General features: G+C 32.7%; 14 protein-coding genes. 5 read left to right on the top strand and 9 right to left on the bottom strand.

The genetic code is table 11. The annotated features are described in order from the left end of the window. Positions 1-103 precede the first annotated feature (103 nt). Positions 104-865 carry an SIMPL domain-containing protein gene (locus DP68_RS02135; protein WP_035305379.1) on the top strand — a complete coding sequence of 254 codons (762 nt, stop codon included), beginning with the start codon at positions 104-106 and terminating at the stop codon, positions 863-865. 59 nt (positions 866-924) lie between these two features. On the opposite strand, the gene DP68_RS02130 is transcribed toward DP68_RS02135, so the two are convergent. Next, complete coding sequence (locus DP68_RS02130; RefSeq protein WP_035305377.1) at positions 925-1,548, bottom strand: TetR/AcrR family transcriptional regulator; 624 nt, start codon at positions 1,546-1,548, stop codon at positions 925-927. A 155-nt stretch (positions 1,549-1,703) separates the two neighbouring features. After that, complete coding sequence (locus DP68_RS02125; protein WP_035305375.1) at positions 1,704-2,084, bottom strand: hypothetical protein; 381 nt, start codon at positions 2,082-2,084, stop codon at positions 1,704-1,706. 283 nt (positions 2,085-2,367) lie between these two features. Here DP68_RS02125 and DP68_RS02120 point away from each other — a divergent pair, with 283 nt between their 5' ends. Next, entirely contained in the window at positions 2,368-2,859 is a 492-nt protein-coding gene (locus DP68_RS02120) for an RNA polymerase sigma factor (protein WP_035305372.1), read from the top strand. After that, on the top strand, positions 2,852-3,994 hold the full coding sequence (locus DP68_RS02115) for an anti sigma factor C-terminal domain-containing protein (protein ID WP_035305368.1): 1,143 nt from the start codon (positions 2,852-2,854) through the stop codon (positions 3,992-3,994). The genes DP68_RS02120 and DP68_RS02115 overlap by 8 nt, the downstream gene beginning before the upstream one ends. 122 nt (positions 3,995-4,116) lie before the next feature. On the opposite strand, the gene ppsA is transcribed toward DP68_RS02115, so the two are convergent. Beyond that, positions 4,117-6,741: a phosphoenolpyruvate synthase gene (ppsA, locus tag DP68_RS02110; RefSeq protein WP_035305363.1), complete on the bottom strand. Its 2,625-nt coding sequence runs from the start codon at positions 6,739-6,741 to the stop codon at positions 4,117-4,119. A gap of 148 nt (positions 6,742-6,889) precedes the next feature. On the opposite strand from ppsA, the gene DP68_RS02105 reads away from it, so the two are divergent. Further along, positions 6,890-7,489 carry a TetR/AcrR family transcriptional regulator gene (locus DP68_RS02105; RefSeq protein ID WP_035305360.1) on the top strand — a complete coding sequence of 200 codons (600 nt, stop codon included), beginning with the start codon at positions 6,890-6,892 and terminating at the stop codon, positions 7,487-7,489. Between the two features lie 170 nt (positions 7,490-7,659). Here the strand turns inward: DP68_RS02105 and DP68_RS02100 are convergent, their stop codons facing one another. From DP68_RS02100 to DP68_RS02080, 5 genes are all read right to left on the bottom strand, one after another. Continuing rightward, the gene (locus DP68_RS02100) at positions 7,660-8,166 is read right to left on the bottom strand and encodes a cysteine hydrolase family protein (RefSeq protein ID WP_035305357.1); all 507 of its coding nucleotides are present in this window, start codon (positions 8,164-8,166) and stop codon (positions 7,660-7,662) included. 169 nt (positions 8,167-8,335) lie between these two features. Next, positions 8,336-8,683 carry a helix-turn-helix domain-containing protein gene (locus DP68_RS02095; RefSeq protein WP_035305355.1) on the bottom strand — a complete coding sequence of 116 codons (348 nt, stop codon included), beginning with the start codon at positions 8,681-8,683 and terminating at the stop codon, positions 8,336-8,338. Between the two features lie 45 nt (positions 8,684-8,728). Beyond that, positions 8,729-9,658 (bottom strand): DUF5107 domain-containing protein, encoded by a 930-nt coding sequence (locus tag DP68_RS02090; protein WP_035305351.1) that lies wholly within the window; start codon positions 9,656-9,658, stop codon positions 8,729-8,731. A gap of 17 nt (positions 9,659-9,675) precedes the next feature. Continuing rightward, positions 9,676-10,839, bottom strand: a complete 1,164-nt coding sequence (locus DP68_RS02085) for a galactokinase (protein ID WP_035305348.1) — start codon at positions 10,837-10,839, stop codon at positions 9,676-9,678. A 13-nt stretch (positions 10,840-10,852) separates the two neighbouring features. Beyond that, a complete protein-coding gene (locus DP68_RS02080) occupies positions 10,853-12,412 on the bottom strand; it encodes a UDP-glucose--hexose-1-phosphate uridylyltransferase (protein ID WP_035305641.1) in 1,560 nt (519 codons plus the stop codon). Positions 12,413-12,772: 360 nt separating this feature from the next. On the opposite strand from DP68_RS02080, the gene DP68_RS02075 reads away from it, so the two are divergent. Next, positions 12,773-13,660 carry a MerR family transcriptional regulator gene (locus tag DP68_RS02075; RefSeq protein WP_035305346.1) on the top strand — a complete coding sequence of 296 codons (888 nt, stop codon included), beginning with the start codon at positions 12,773-12,775 and terminating at the stop codon, positions 13,658-13,660. A 148-nt stretch (positions 13,661-13,808) separates the two neighbouring features. Here DP68_RS02075 and DP68_RS02070 read toward each other — a convergent pair whose 3' ends face one another. Then, positions 13,809-14,345 carry a nitroreductase family protein gene (locus DP68_RS02070; RefSeq protein ID WP_035305344.1) on the bottom strand — a complete coding sequence of 179 codons (537 nt, stop codon included), beginning with the start codon at positions 14,343-14,345 and terminating at the stop codon, positions 13,809-13,811. Between the last annotated feature and the right edge of the window lie 74 nt (positions 14,346-14,419).

Here is a 14,419-nt window from a genome sequence, read left to right as displayed (position 1 = left end):
TCATATATTTAAAAATTTTTACATTGTTACATAAATTTATGGAGCAAATTTATATTATAGCTCGTCTAATATTATGAAAACAAATATAAAGGAGAGATTATATATGAAAACTAATAACTTATTAAAGTCAAGATGGTCATTCATTTTCGCATTTGCAGCTGCATTTATCCTATTCTTTAACTTTGGAGCTTCAAAAGTTCTAGCTGCAGATTCCAGTGCAATAACTGCTGATTCATCAAGAACAATAAATGTTACAGGAAGTGGTGAAATAACTGTAACTCCAGACATAGCCTACTTATATTTAGGAGTAGTAACAGAGAAACTTACAACTATGGAGGCTCAAAGTGCTAATTCAACTGCCATGAACACTATTATCGCTGCTATTAAAAAAGAAGGCATAAAAGCTGAGGACATTAAAACAAATGATTACAGTATAAATCCTAAATATGACTATGACAAGAACACTGGAAGAAGTTCAATTGTTGGATATACAGTATCTAATACATTAAAGGTTACTGTTAAGGATATCATGAAGGTTGGACAAGTAATTGACATAGCTGTAAAAAATGGAGCAAATACTTCCAATAGCATAAGTTTTGGTATTAGTGATTATGACACATATTATAATAAGGCTTTACTAAAAGCATTATCAAATGCACAAGGTAAAGCACAAGCAATTTCCAGTTTTTTAGCTGTAAAACTTACGACACCTGTAAAGATAATAGAAAATTCAAATGGAATCCCTAATGACTACCCAATTTCATTTAATGGCAAATTAGAATCAGCTGCTTCTTCAGACTCCACGTCTATTCAAGCTGGAGTTTATAAGGTAAAAGCAGATGTGAGCTTAGTTTACCAGTATTAAGCGATAAAAAGGCCTTAAGAGATATATACCTCTTAAGGCCTTTTTATTAAGGAACTGTTTCATTTATAAAAGGTATTTTTAAATAATTCTACATAAGAATCCATTTCTATTAATATTTCATTATACTTGAGTTCAGCTAATGAAAGTGTTCTTGCCTTTTCCTTCTCTTTTTCGGATATACCTTCGAGAGTCCATAAAATCACATTTATTGCTCTAATAATGTCTATGTTGTCTCTAAATTTAGAAGTGTCTATATTCTCTAATACTTTCCTATAACTATATTCCTGATGTTCATTATTTTTATCATCTAAATATTTTTTTACTTCTTCTGATTCTTCAAGGTTTGCTGTTTTTATAAAATCAAACATGTCTGGGTGTTTACCTACCAAAACATATTTACTTGATAAAAATTGTCGTAACCTTTTTAAAATATCCCTTTCACTTAGGTCTATTTTCCCATAAAGCTCCTTCATAAGAACATCTAAAGTATAGTCGTATAAAAACAAAAATAAGTCTTTCTTACTGGTAAAATAGTGAAACAACATTCCTTTTCCAATATTCGCATTTTTTACAATTTCATTTGTGGACGCATTATTAAAACCCTTTTGTGCAAATTCCTTCATAGCTGCATTCAATATACGTTCTTGCTTTTCTTTATCTAAGTTTAAGAACTTTTCAAACAAAGAGAGTCCTCCTTTTAAGGTAACAATTCAATTACGTTGACCACTTCGGTCTACATAATATTTTAGCATTATAGTTTGTATAAATCAATATATATTAATAATAAAATTAATTGATAATCATTACCTTAATAGATCCTTTATCTTAAATTGTCTACCTATAACCTATAGCTTATCACCAAAGCTACAATAGCCAATATGCAGACGATTCCCAATGCTATTCTGGTGGATTTTATTCTAAATTCATATTTTGCATTTTGTGATACCTCAGGCCACATAACACATATAACGCCTTTAATAAGAGCAAGCCATGCAATGAGAGTGATAATTACAGGCCAACTTAAGACCCAAACATTATGCAAAATCACTGTTGGTAATGACACTAATATTGATACAATCCCATACATAAGCTGGAATCCCCTATTCTTAACCATTATAGTCTTTACTTCATGAAGAACTGATGGTCGAGCAAAAAACATGAATGCTACTATAACTGTAACCCATCCCCAATACTGAGCAAAGAAAATTGTTGTGTTCATTTTAATTTCCTCCTCTTAAATATTTTATAGACCAAAGCGGTCTACATTGTTATTATAACATCATAGACCACTTTGGTCTACGGTTTTTAAAAAATTTTAGATTTTTCTAAATATAAAAAGAGAACTATCTCACTTCACACTGATAACTGGATACCCCCGATGCTTGGAACTATATAAAGATCATATTATACTATATAATATTTTTGTAAAGTTAGCGCGATACTTTGTCAACTTAATCGTATATATAATGACACTGTTTAAAGAGATGGATGGAGGTGACGGTTTGGAGGATGATATATTTATTAAAATCTATAAAGAGTATTTCCCTTACGTTTATAAATACCTTTATGGGCTTACGTATAATCATCAGACAGCAGAGGATTTGGCACAGGAGGCCTTCGTTAAGGCTCTGTGCGTTCTTCAATTTCCTAATGAAAGTATCAAATCCTGGTTACTGACCGTTGCCCATAACCTCTACGTCGATTATGTTAAGAAAAACAGGCGATTGGATTTTCGGGAAGATGATATGTTAAATCAAACAAAGGCACAAGACTTTATTGACGAACTAATACTAAAGGAAAGTACCAAATCGGCTTTTGAATTAATTCATCAGCTTCCTGAAAATCAGCGTCAGGTAGTGCTGCTATGCTTGGTAAATGAACTTTCATATCATCAGGCAGGAGAGGTCTTAGGAATAAGTGTTTCAGCAGTGACAAATTTGATTTACAGGGCTAGAAAAACTCTTAGAACTTTAAGGAGGAGTATTAATGAGTAATGATTTTGAGGAAAAACTGCAGCTATATAAAAAAGGCAAATTGAATCAAGATGAGATAGCACAAATAGAATGTGATATCGATAAGTTCATTGCCATATCAGATTATCTTAATAACGATGAAATGGATTTTTTAGAAGAGATGAAGCAGAATACGCCGGCAGGCAACGTAGATGATAATAGAATTGCTAAATTGTTAAAACGCAGAGTAAATCTAAAAATTATCATGCTAACAGCATTTTCGTTTTTTTCCGCTTTGGTAATCTTTATTTTTATATACTTTACGGCATCAAAGATTACTACGTCCTGGTTTGGATTAGATTATAAGGAAGCATACGTAAAGAGAGAAATAATGGTTCAATTATCACAAATGTTTCAGCCCAAATATAAATCCTATAGAAGCGGCGTAGATACATCAAATTTTGCACAACAAAATATCAAAGTTTCCCTTGAAAATACCATTGGAAACACTAAAATAGATGAAACCGAGATAAGCGTCAGATATAGTTTTGGCAAACCTGTCAAATCAAGAACAACAGTAGTGCCTCCATTAATATTTGAAGATTTTTCTCATTTTGTTGCTCATGAATCTAATTCTATATCTGGTTTTAAAGTCCTGGAAAATGCACCTAAAGGTACAAAGGCAAAAATATTTGTTGAGTTTAATAAAGCTTTAACATCTCAGCAGATAAAGGAGAATTTTATAAATAAAATAAGTAATATAGATACCGCACCTTTAGATATTACACCTATAGCATCAATCGATTCAAAGTTTGTATTAGCAAACCCTTCATATTACCAGGTTAGATCCATTTTCCCATATGATGCTAATAACACTAAGCAACTCGAGGGTAATGGTTTAAGGCAAAATCAATATGAGAATATGGACGATGAGGCTCACAAAGAATCTTTAATCGGCAACCTCAATCTTATAAAGAGCAACCTAAAGCTGCTGCAGTCAATGTACTATGAAGATATGTTCAAAAATATTAATATTGATGATATGATTAAACATGTTGAAGATAATGGTGCCGAATATGTTGGTATGTATATTTCTGCAGATAGCAAAGAACTATTAAACCTTAAAGGCAGTCCACTTATTCACTGTATGGGAGTTGAGAATATAGTTATATGGTAAAGCTAATTATAATTTATAGAGAGGATAAATGTCAGAGTTTATCCTCTTTTGCTTAGATAAGCATAATGTATAAATTATAGTATAGAAGCTCGATTTGAAAAAGCTTTTCTCTTTTTATTATGTCACCCCAGTATTTCCACATAGCCTTCCGTTCCGTTCACCCGAATCCTCTGACCATCTTTTATTAGTTTTGTAGCATTTTCCACCCCTACTACTCCTGGAATACCATATTCCCGTGTAATAACAGCACCATGAGTCATCAGTCCACCTACTTCAGTTACCAAGCCTTTGACAGATACAAACAGCGGTGTCCAACTAGGATCAGTAAATGCTGTTACCAATATGTCACCCTCTTCTATTATTGCATCATCTACCTTTAAGACTACTCTAGCTCTGCCCTCTATGACACCTGATGAAACCGGTACACCTCCTAAAGCGCCCTGTGGAATATTGCCAATGTTGTATTCTCCAGATATAATTTCGCCCTCCGAGGTCATTACTCGAGGTGGTGTGAGCTTATCATAAACCTCGTAATCCTCTTTTCTTTTGGCTATTATACTGTAGTCTAACTTATTTGTTCGAACTACTTCACAAAGCTCCTCAAAATACAGATAAAAAATCTCCTCCTGCTCCTTAATGACACCATTTTTCACAAGAACATCCGCTTCCTTTAGAATGGCATTTTTATAAATTTGAAATCTTTTTATGAAGGAATATTTAGGGTACTCTCTAAAGCCAATCACATTTCGTAAAACACTTATCATGCGCTTTGTCTTTTTGGATTTTCGTTTTCCACCGGGTAATTCTTCTAATCTTCTCAAAAGCTCTCTTTCCTTTTCTTCTGCTTCTTTTCGACCCTGATCAAATTTTGTTATACTTGAATGCACCTCATTGCTTTTTATATTGCTTATAATCATAGGTATGATTGCTGTAGGCTTTTCAATCCAACGAGGTTTTGTAATATCAATTTCACCAGGGCAACGCATACCATATTTTTTAAGAAATTTTCCCATATAACCCCATACCAAATCCCCACCTTTGATCTTACTTAAATCTCTCATAATAGTGTTATCATTAGCATGGTTGAGATATTCCATTACTTCTGGATATTTACGGACTATATTAGCCACATCTAGAAGTTCAAGACCCATTTCCGAGGTAACATTATTAAATACTGATTTAGATAGTGCATCAACAGCACTCTTTTCACCTAACCATTTTTCCATCTTCTTATTAATCCAATTGCTAACAAAACCTCCTACCGCCATCAAGCCCATATTTTGGGGTCCAGTCAGAACTGATTTCAAATCCTTGGTATCCTTTAAAATAAACTCTAATAGTTCGGCTCCTGTTACCATTTCTATTTTTTGCTCCATATCCTTTATGAGATCTTCATTGTATGAAATGGTATCCTCAACCACCCTTACATCATTTTTTCGATATGCTTTAATTGCAGGTTTTAGCCATCCTACGACTCCTGAACTCATATTTATAGATCCCTTACCTTTAGGCAAGGTCTTCACAAATTCCTTTCTATCCATTAAATTTACTAGGGCATTCTTCATCAAGATATCAGCATTGCCAGTACTTGTGAGTAAGACCTTTCTTCCTATAGGTGATGCTAGGTCATATGTTCCATCTATAAAAAGTCTCCCCCCTGCTGGTGTTAAATTTTGCCCAAACCAAAATGATAACATTTGACAGAAAGACATCCCTAGAGGCTTTATGGTATCTGTCATCATCTGTAGATGTCCCATAGAGACATATATACGATTCTTTCCGTCGTTTTGTGGTACAGGGTATAGGGTAGTAATAGGACGACTCTGAACAATATAGAATTTTCCTTCAGCTAAGCACCATTCAATATCTTGGGGGCTAGCAAAATGTTTCTCAATTCGTCTGCCTATATCTGCAAGCTGTAAAATCTGTTCATCTGACAATGTTTGAACATTTCTCATATCTTCTTCAATTTCCTGTTCCCGGGTACCACCATCTTTTAATGTGTATATTGCTATTTTTTTTGTAGAAATCTTTTTATCAATTATAATTCCATCACGCAATTTATAGATATCGGAATTTACTAAACCCGATACCAAGGCTTCACCAAGTCCAAAACTTGCATCTATAGATAACACTTTCCTGTTAGACGTGACTGGATCCGCTGTAAACATAATCCCTGAAGCTTGAGGGAAAATCATCTGCTGAACCACGACCGCCAAAAATACCTTCCTATGATCGAAGTTATTTTGAATACGGTAAATAATTGCGCGTTCTGTAAATAGGGATGCCCAGCATTTTCTTACATGTTGAACAATTGCATCCTTCCCAAATATATTTAGATAGGTATCCTGCTGCCCCGCAAATGAAGCTGTTGGTAGGTCTTCGGCAGTAGCACTTGATCGTACTGCATAAGCGTGTTTTTCCCCAAGCTTTAATATATTTTCATTTATTGCTTCCTCTATTTCCTTTATAACCTCTACTCCCTCTATGAGATTGCGAATTTTTTCACTTAGTTCCCCTATCTGCCCTCTTTCAATTACCTTTAGCTGTGATAACTGATTCAAGAGTACCTCTAACTCATCGTTAAGTTCTACTGTTCTTTTGTAAGCCTCTACTGTAACACAAAAACCTTTTGGTACCTGTATTGCAGGGATTTTTGATAATTCTCCTAAATTAGCTCCTTTACCTCCTGCCTCAGGCACATTAGTACTGTCAATTTCATTAAGCGATAAAACATACTTACTCATAGAACTCACCCCTTTGTAATTTTTGAACTAATACATTGTATTTATTTCATAATACATGATACAACAGGATTCTGCAATATTATTTTTGAAATTATTTTATTGATATATTTCAAAACTTATAGTATTCTATTCTTGAGGTGAGTTATATATGGATGGTTTTGAACGACGTACAGAACGAAAAAAAGAAAATATCCTCAAAGCAGCATTCGAATTGTTTTCTACTTATGGTGTACAAAGAGTTAGCATAGCTGAAATAGCGAAAAAGGCAAGGGTGTCCCAGGTCACTATTTATAACTACTTCGGAAGTAAGGACGAACTTCTAAAGGATGCCATTTTATCACTTCTTAATAAACGGCTGCAGGAAGATATGGAAGTGATTGAAAGCGATCTACCCTTTCCTAAAAAAATTGAGACTTTTATCTCTGAAAGAACTAGTGAATTATCGGCAATGAATCCTGATTTTCTTAAAACAATGAAGTCAGAGGACCCCACTATCAGACAGATTGCTGAAGATTTTACTAATAATAGATATATTCCCTTGATATTAAAACTAATAGAAAAAGGTCGTGAAGAAGGATATATTCAGCATAATATTTCCAATCAAGCTATACTAATCTATATTAATATGTTTAGAGAAGGCAACCGCTCAGATTCACTCCTTAACCTTAAGCACAGCAGGGATTTATTCAAAGAACTAGTCACACTATTTTTCTATGGTATCTTTGGTAAGGCTATAGACAAACAATAATGTATATTAAAAAATTAAAACCTCCCAAGGCTAAAGCCGCCCTTGGGGGGTTTTAATTTTTGATTCCTTAAAAATACAACATCATGTATGGAAGCCTTTTGTCATGTTTAGAAACTTCGTATCTCTAGATGTGTTGTATATAAAAATATATCATATAATTTAGCAACTTTTTATATAGCCTCATTATAATTTAATAATTCTACACGTGTTGAAACTCCTCGAAGTGCAATTAGGTGTATTTGTTCATTTATAGTCGTACAGCAATCAGGTAGTATCTTTACACTATATTTTTCTGCTTCTTTAGAAATAGCAGTGAAAATAACACAATTTTGTGTCATCATTCCACACACAAGAATTTCTTCTACTCCAAGTCGTGATAATACTTCCCCTAAGTTTGTTTTATAAAAGCCATCTGCAAACCTTTTTATAACTTTCTTTGCATTTGGAGCAGCTTTTAATATCCTTTGATGAATTTCTGCTCCTTTGGAACCTTCGGTAAAAAGTGTAGACCTAGCATCTGAAGCATGTTGAACTAGAATTACAGGGATATTATTAGTATTGGCTTTTTCAATAGCTTTTTCCACATTATTTAAAGTATTTTCAGTATTCCATAATGGAAGTTTGCCATTTTCAAAGTAATCATTTTGTATATCAATAACTATAAGAGCCTTTTTCATTCTTATAACCTCCTCAATTCAGCTTTATTTAAATTTATCTTATTTCAATTAATTCATCAAAGTTTACTGTATTAATAATAGCATGGATTATTTCATTATAAAATTACCCACTTTTTTGTGTGTATTACTTTTATATATTTAAATAAAATTAATAAAAAACATCAATGCTTTAATCAGCACTAATGTTTTTTGTTTGCTCATTTAAATATTCTCGTCCTACTTCCTGCATAATTTCTAAAGCCTTTATTATTTTACGACCCCTATCTTCTGTCAAAAAATACCCTACCCTGAGGGGATAACCTTGATACTGAATCTTGTCTACTAATCCAAATTCTCTTAATTCGTTTAGTTGCTGCAGTAACATCTTTTGGCTTATCCCCTTTATGTCCTTTTCCAACTGAGATAAGGACGTTTTACCATGATACTTTAATTGCCAAAGAATAACTGTTTTCCATTTGCCTTTTAATATATCGTGTGTAATTTCTAATGGACATGTGTATTCTTTGCGAAGCTTCATATAAATCCTCCTCCACAATTAATTTCAGCCCTTATAAGCATATTTCTATTTCAATTCAATTTCAATCTTAAATTTCAAAGTTTCTTTTGGTTTCAACACTAAAACCTTTCCTTCCTTAGAAGCTATATCAATGCTGTCATAATAACCATTTGTAGGTTCAAGTGCACAGTTATAATCTCCTCTGAAGCCCCCTTCAGTAACCCAAAAACCAACATAGGGAAGCGTTTCTTTATCAAAATATACATTGTAGTTTACATCTTTAGATGGATAATAAGCGCCGCATTTTCCTTCCTTAACTGCTCCCTCTACATAATATTTTTCTTCATTATTGGAAGTTATATCAAGCACTTTATCTAAATGAATGTTGTTTCCATTTTCATCCTTTGTAACAGGATAAGAATGAACTTTAGAAACTTCACCAAGATATTTACTTTCATGTACATTTATAACCTTATCGGTTCCCTTTGGAAAGAAAAGCTGCATATCCTTTTCACAATTTATAAGACAGTGCATTGCCCATATACAGGGGAATTCCGTTTCTCCCAAATTTTCTATACTATATTCAGCTATTATCCTATCACCTTGTAAATATATAGTTTTCTTATAATCATAATCTAAAATAGTACTTTTATAATTTAAAATTATCTCTTCATTTTCCAATTTATAATTAAACTTTGCAGTCCATATTTCACCATGGTCTGGATAAACTATATTTTTCCTATTTATAAGTACATTGCTTTTATCGATTGTAGGAAAAGCATCATCAAATCCTGAGGCATCAAACTCTTGAAAGCATGAATATAATTGTGGAATTTTATAAAATTGCTCTTTATTTTGAAATAAAAGTTCAAACTCCTTATCTTTTCTAAAAATTGAAGCTATTTTCCCTCCTAGTTCTGGAATCACTATAACCCTTAAGAAGTTATTTTCAATTTCAATAGCATGGCGTTCTTTAAATTTTATATTTAAAATCATTATTTTCCCCTTTATCCTCAGGAATATATTTCCTCAGTTCCATCACCAATGCAACTAAGGTAAAAGCTTGGCTCATATCCTATTTTATTTTTGTAATTTTCTCTTACCATATTAATAAAGTTATCTAATTTAGCTTTTTTCACAATAGCTATGGCACATCCCCCAAAACCTGCACCAGTCATTCTCGCGCCAAGACATCCCTTAACTTTTAACGTTTCAGAAACAATGGTATCAAGTTCCTTACCTGAAACTTCATACAAATCTCTAAGGGAATTGTGAGACTCTGTAAGAAGTTCTCCAAATTTTTCTATTTTACCTTCGTTAAGATACTTATAAGCTTCCTTCGTTCTCTGGTTTTCATAAACTGCATGTTTGGCCCTTTTTCTCACATTATCTTCTCTAATTAGCTTCTCCATTTCATTAAATTCTTCTGTACTTAACTGGCAAAGAGCATTTATTTGCTTTTGTGTTTGAAGTATTCTTAAAGCTTCTTCACATTCTGCTCTTCTTTCATTATATTTTGATTCATTTAAAGCTCTTCTCTTATTCGTATCTAAAATTACAAGATAATTATCTTTAAGATCTACATTGCAATAGTTATACTTTAATGTATTACAATCTAATAATATGGCTTTATTTTTCTTGCCCATCCCTATAGCAAACTGATCCATTATACCGCAATTTACTCCTACAAAGGTGTTTTCTGCCCTCTGACAAAGCTTCACAAGTTCAATCCTATCTAGCTTTCCTTCATTAAACAGGTTATCAATAATCACTGCCATTAGCACTTCAAGGGATGCAGAAGAGGATAAACCAGCACCACTAGGAATATTTCCGCTGACAAGTATGTCCATGCCATAAACCTTATATCCCCTTTGCATCATTTCTACTATTACACCTTTTGGATAATTAGCCCACCCATCACTTTCACTGAACTTTATTTCATCAATATCAACTTCTACTTTTAAATTGAAGTTTGTTGAAGCAAAATTTATTTTTCTATCGTTCCTTTTACGAGCGCAGGCATAGGTTCCAAAGTCTAACGCGCAGGGCAGAACATATCCCCCATTATAATCTATATGTTCTCCAACTAAATTTACTCTTCCTGGAGAAGTAAATGTTCTCATTTCTCCGCGCCCATAAAGCTTTCTAAATTCCTCTTTTAATTCATCAATCTGCATACCTTATCCTCCTCTACATCCCTTCAAAGTTTACTGTATTTACAAACTTTATTAACCCTTTAAATCCTTCTTCATTCCTTTTGTAAACTCCAGCATCCATAAGAACATTTAAAAATTTGTACCCCACTTCATCTTTAATTATTTTGCTGCTTTCCTCATTACTGCAGCTTGTTCCATATTCATAAATTAACTCTTCTATCCATGACATATGTTTATATAATGAGTGATTTTCATCCTTTTTCATTTCATCAGTAAGCTTTGCACTTCCTTGAAGAATTTTTTCTATTTCTTTAAGCTCTATATTAAGTCTCGCAGGAAGTACTGCTAATCCCATAACCTCAATTAACCCTATATTTTCTTTCTTAATATGGTGAAGATTTTTATTAGGATGAAATATTCCATCTGGATATTTATCCGTTGTCCTATTATTACGAAGAACTAAATCCATTTCAAATTCACCATGTTTATTTTTTCTTGCAATAGGCGTTATAGTATTATGATTAATAATCTTTCCGTTTCCCTTAGTAAAAGCAATAATGTCTAACTCTTCGTCACTATACTTACGCCATGAAGTTAAAATCTTTGATGAGTACTCAATAATCTTATCTACATTTTTCGAAGATAATCTTATGACAGACATAGGCCATTTTACAATTCCTATCCTAATTTCTTCATCTTTTCTTGAAAAGTAATATTCAATAGGCGCCTTTTCCATTGGAAAAGTATGTCTTCCTCCTTGAAAATGCTCATGGCTGAGTATTGATCCGCCAACTATGGGTAAGTCTGCATTTGACCCCATAAAATAGTGCGGAAACTGTTCTACAAAGCTAAACAATCTACTAAATGTTTTATTAGAAATTTCCATAGGAACATGCTCTTCATAGAAAAGAATGCAGTGCTCGTTATAATAAACATAGGGAGAGTATTGTAAATACCACTGCTCAGCATTTAAATTTATGGGAATAACCCTATGGTTTTGTCTTGCAGGATGATTAATCCTCCCAGCATACCCTACATTTTCAATGCATAATAAGCATTTGGGATAACCTCTTTCAGGCATCATTTTAACGGCTGCTATTTCCTTAGGATCTTTTTCAGGTTTAGATAAGTTAATTGTTATATCTAAACTTCCGTAATCCGTTTCTGTATTCCAGTATAAATTTTGTGATATTCTATCCATTCTTATATAATTAGATGCCTTTGAAAGCTCATAATACTCAGCGGTAGCATATTCTGCACCCTTATTTTTATAAGTATTAAAGAAATTCTTAACAACCTCAGATTGTCTTGGCATAAGAAGTCCCATGAGTTTTGTATCAAATAATTCCCTATATGTTACTGTGTTATCTTGTAATAATCCTTTATCTATAGCATAAGCTAAAATATTATCTAGGATTTTCTGTGGTGTTTCTATGTCTTCATTAGATATGTCTGAATGTAAATATTCATCCACATTGAGTAAATCAGTTAAGGCATTCCTTGAAGGTATGATATCTATCTTTTCAATCATTTTATGTTTTAATGCAAATTGTAATAATCTATCAATTTCTAGAGAAATATTAATTTTCTTCATATTAAACATCCATTCCCTTCCCTATGTTTAATGAAAAAGGCCTCTCAAGTAAACACTTAAGTATTTTAGATTTCTATTTACTTTAAAACCCCATTACCATACTTATGTATTAAAAATGTATAAATTTTATGATTAATATTTCTCCTATTTTAAAATTAGTTTTGGGAACAATTTTATACATAATAATAAATATAATTTTTTATGTTACTTTACTTAATAAAATAAGAGTTTAGAATATTTTTATTTAATCCTTATTATAATTATAGCAAGGATGCTTAATTTCTAATTATTAACCTATTGCACTTCTTTCACATTAATGGTAATATATAGAAATAAGAGCATTATCTGGGGGGATTATAAATGAAAAAAGAAGATAAATATTCTATAGGTGAAGTAGAAGAAATTTGTAATATTCCTAGGAAAACATTGCGTTATTATGACTCCATAAAATTGGTTGTACCTAAATTTAGAGAAGAGGAAAATAAATATAGATATTATAGTAAGGATCAAATGGTAACAATATGTATAATTCGCAAATTAAGAATGCTTGGATTTACATTAGAGCAAATTCAGCAAATTGTAAAGGATAACAAAGCTGAGCCTCTTAAAAAAAGTATAGAGTGTAAACTTTTAGAAATATCTGATGAAATAAACAGCCTCCAAAAGAGATATTCTGATGCTTATGCTTTTTTGGAAAGACTAAAAAAAGGGGTAGATATCATTTCCTACTGTGACAAAGAGGACAAAGCAGATATTATTACTAAGAGTATTCAAATTGAAGAGATTCCCGAAATAGATTTAGTATTTACCCGAAAAGTAATGAAAAATTATTCAAATTCAGAAGTGTCTTTAGAAAGATGGGTGGAAATAATTAATTTATGCAATAAGCTACAGCTAAAAAGCAAAGGATCAATTGTTGTTACATACTATTCAGATCCCCTTGAGCAGTTTCTCTTTAAAGATTCAACTGTTGAATTTGGGATGTGCATAGAATCTCCAATTAAATCCGATAATTGCAGGAAGTATGGAGGGTTTACTGCTGCTACTACTACTCACGTTGGAGACTACTCCACTATTGTAAACACTCATATAAAAATGATACAGTGGATTAATAAAAATGGTTATAAGATTACCGGTAATATATCGGAAGAATTTATTATATCACCCTTTGATGTAAATAACGTGGACGAGCATATTACTAAAGTAATAATTCCCGTAGCAAAAATCACTTGTCAGGATAAAAAATAGGCTCTATTCTTGTTTTTGAAGTGATACCCCTTGGGTAGTATTATTCACTAACTGAAATTACTACGAAGCTAATAATGATTTTGACGAATCTCTGCTCTGTAGTATATTCACTAACTGAAGCTACTACCCCTTTTTAATTGTGTCTTTTTCAATGATAACGCAAAATTTCTGAAACTTCTTTTCTTCTTGGGGCCTTTGGCTCCTCTGCTGGATATCCACATGCAACCAATGCAATAATCAATTCGTCTTTCGGCAAATCAATAAGTTTTGTAACCCCTTCTTCATCAAAAGAAGCCATAATTACAGTCCCAAGCCCTAATTCCTCTGCTGCAAGGCAAATATTTTGACATGCAAGCCCAGTGTCAAACATCTCCCATGTTGCTCCCTTAGCGGTAGAAGTAGACCCATCTCTTTCGTAGCCAGAACGGTTCTTTACAATAGAAAGAGCCAGAAGCATTGGAGTATTTTCAACAATCCTTACATTTTCAGGTGCTACCAAAGTACTCGCAATTGTCTGTATCTCATTGTCTTTCTCAATAACTGTATATCGAACAGCTTTGCAATTATTCCAGGATGGGGCCCATCTTGCACAATCAATAAGCTCTTCTATCACCTTATGTTCTACCTTATCTGCCTTATATCTACGGATGCTTCGTCTTTTTTTAATACATTCTATTACATTCATATTAATTTATGATATCCCCCTATTTTTCACGTGACTGCCTGTTAAAGCAGTCACGTTATATATTGCTATATACT

It is taken from the genome of Clostridium sp. HMP27 (assembly GCF_000765165.1).
In the GTDB taxonomy this organism is placed as follows: domain Bacteria; phylum Bacillota; class Clostridia; order Clostridiales; family Clostridiaceae; genus Clostridium_AK.
The sequence above is the reverse complement of the archived record's forward strand: the minus strand, read 5'-3'. Positions and strand labels throughout refer to the sequence as shown.

What these genes read in the sequence shown, in the direction of transcription:
- DP68_RS02095 (WP_035305355.1), bottom strand. Translation starts at nt 8,683, where the DNA reads ATGAAGCTTCGCAAAGAATACACATGTCCATTAGAAATTACACACGAT.
- DP68_RS02090 (WP_035305351.1), bottom strand. Translation starts at nt 9,658, where the DNA reads ATGATTTTAAATATAAAATTTAAAGAACGCCATGCTATTGAAATTGAA.
- DP68_RS02075 (WP_035305346.1), top strand. Translation starts at nt 12,773, where the DNA reads ATGAAAAAAGAAGATAAATATTCTATAGGTGAAGTAGAAGAAATTTGT.
- ppsA (WP_035305363.1), bottom strand. Translation starts at nt 6,741, where the DNA reads ATGAGTAAGTATGTTTTATCGCTTAATGAAATTGACAGTACTAATGTG.
- DP68_RS02115 (WP_035305368.1), top strand. Translation starts at nt 2,852, where the DNA reads ATGAGTAATGATTTTGAGGAAAAACTGCAGCTATATAAAAAAGGCAAA.
- DP68_RS02100 (WP_035305357.1), bottom strand. Translation starts at nt 8,166, where the DNA reads ATGAAAAAGGCTCTTATAGTTATTGATATACAAAATGATTACTTTGAA.
- DP68_RS02070 (WP_035305344.1), bottom strand. Translation starts at nt 14,345, where the DNA reads ATGAATGTAATAGAATGTATTAAAAAAAGACGAAGCATCCGTAGATAT.
- DP68_RS02135 (WP_035305379.1), top strand. Translation starts at nt 104, where the DNA reads ATGAAAACTAATAACTTATTAAAGTCAAGATGGTCATTCATTTTCGCA.
- DP68_RS02085 (WP_035305348.1), bottom strand. Translation starts at nt 10,839, where the DNA reads ATGCAGATTGATGAATTAAAAGAGGAATTTAGAAAGCTTTATGGGCGC.
- DP68_RS02105 (WP_035305360.1), top strand. Translation starts at nt 6,890, where the DNA reads ATGGATGGTTTTGAACGACGTACAGAACGAAAAAAAGAAAATATCCTC.
- DP68_RS02080 (WP_035305641.1), bottom strand. Translation starts at nt 12,412, where the DNA reads ATGAAGAAAATTAATATTTCTCTAGAAATTGATAGATTATTACAATTT.
- DP68_RS02125 (WP_035305375.1), bottom strand. Translation starts at nt 2,084, where the DNA reads ATGAACACAACAATTTTCTTTGCTCAGTATTGGGGATGGGTTACAGTT.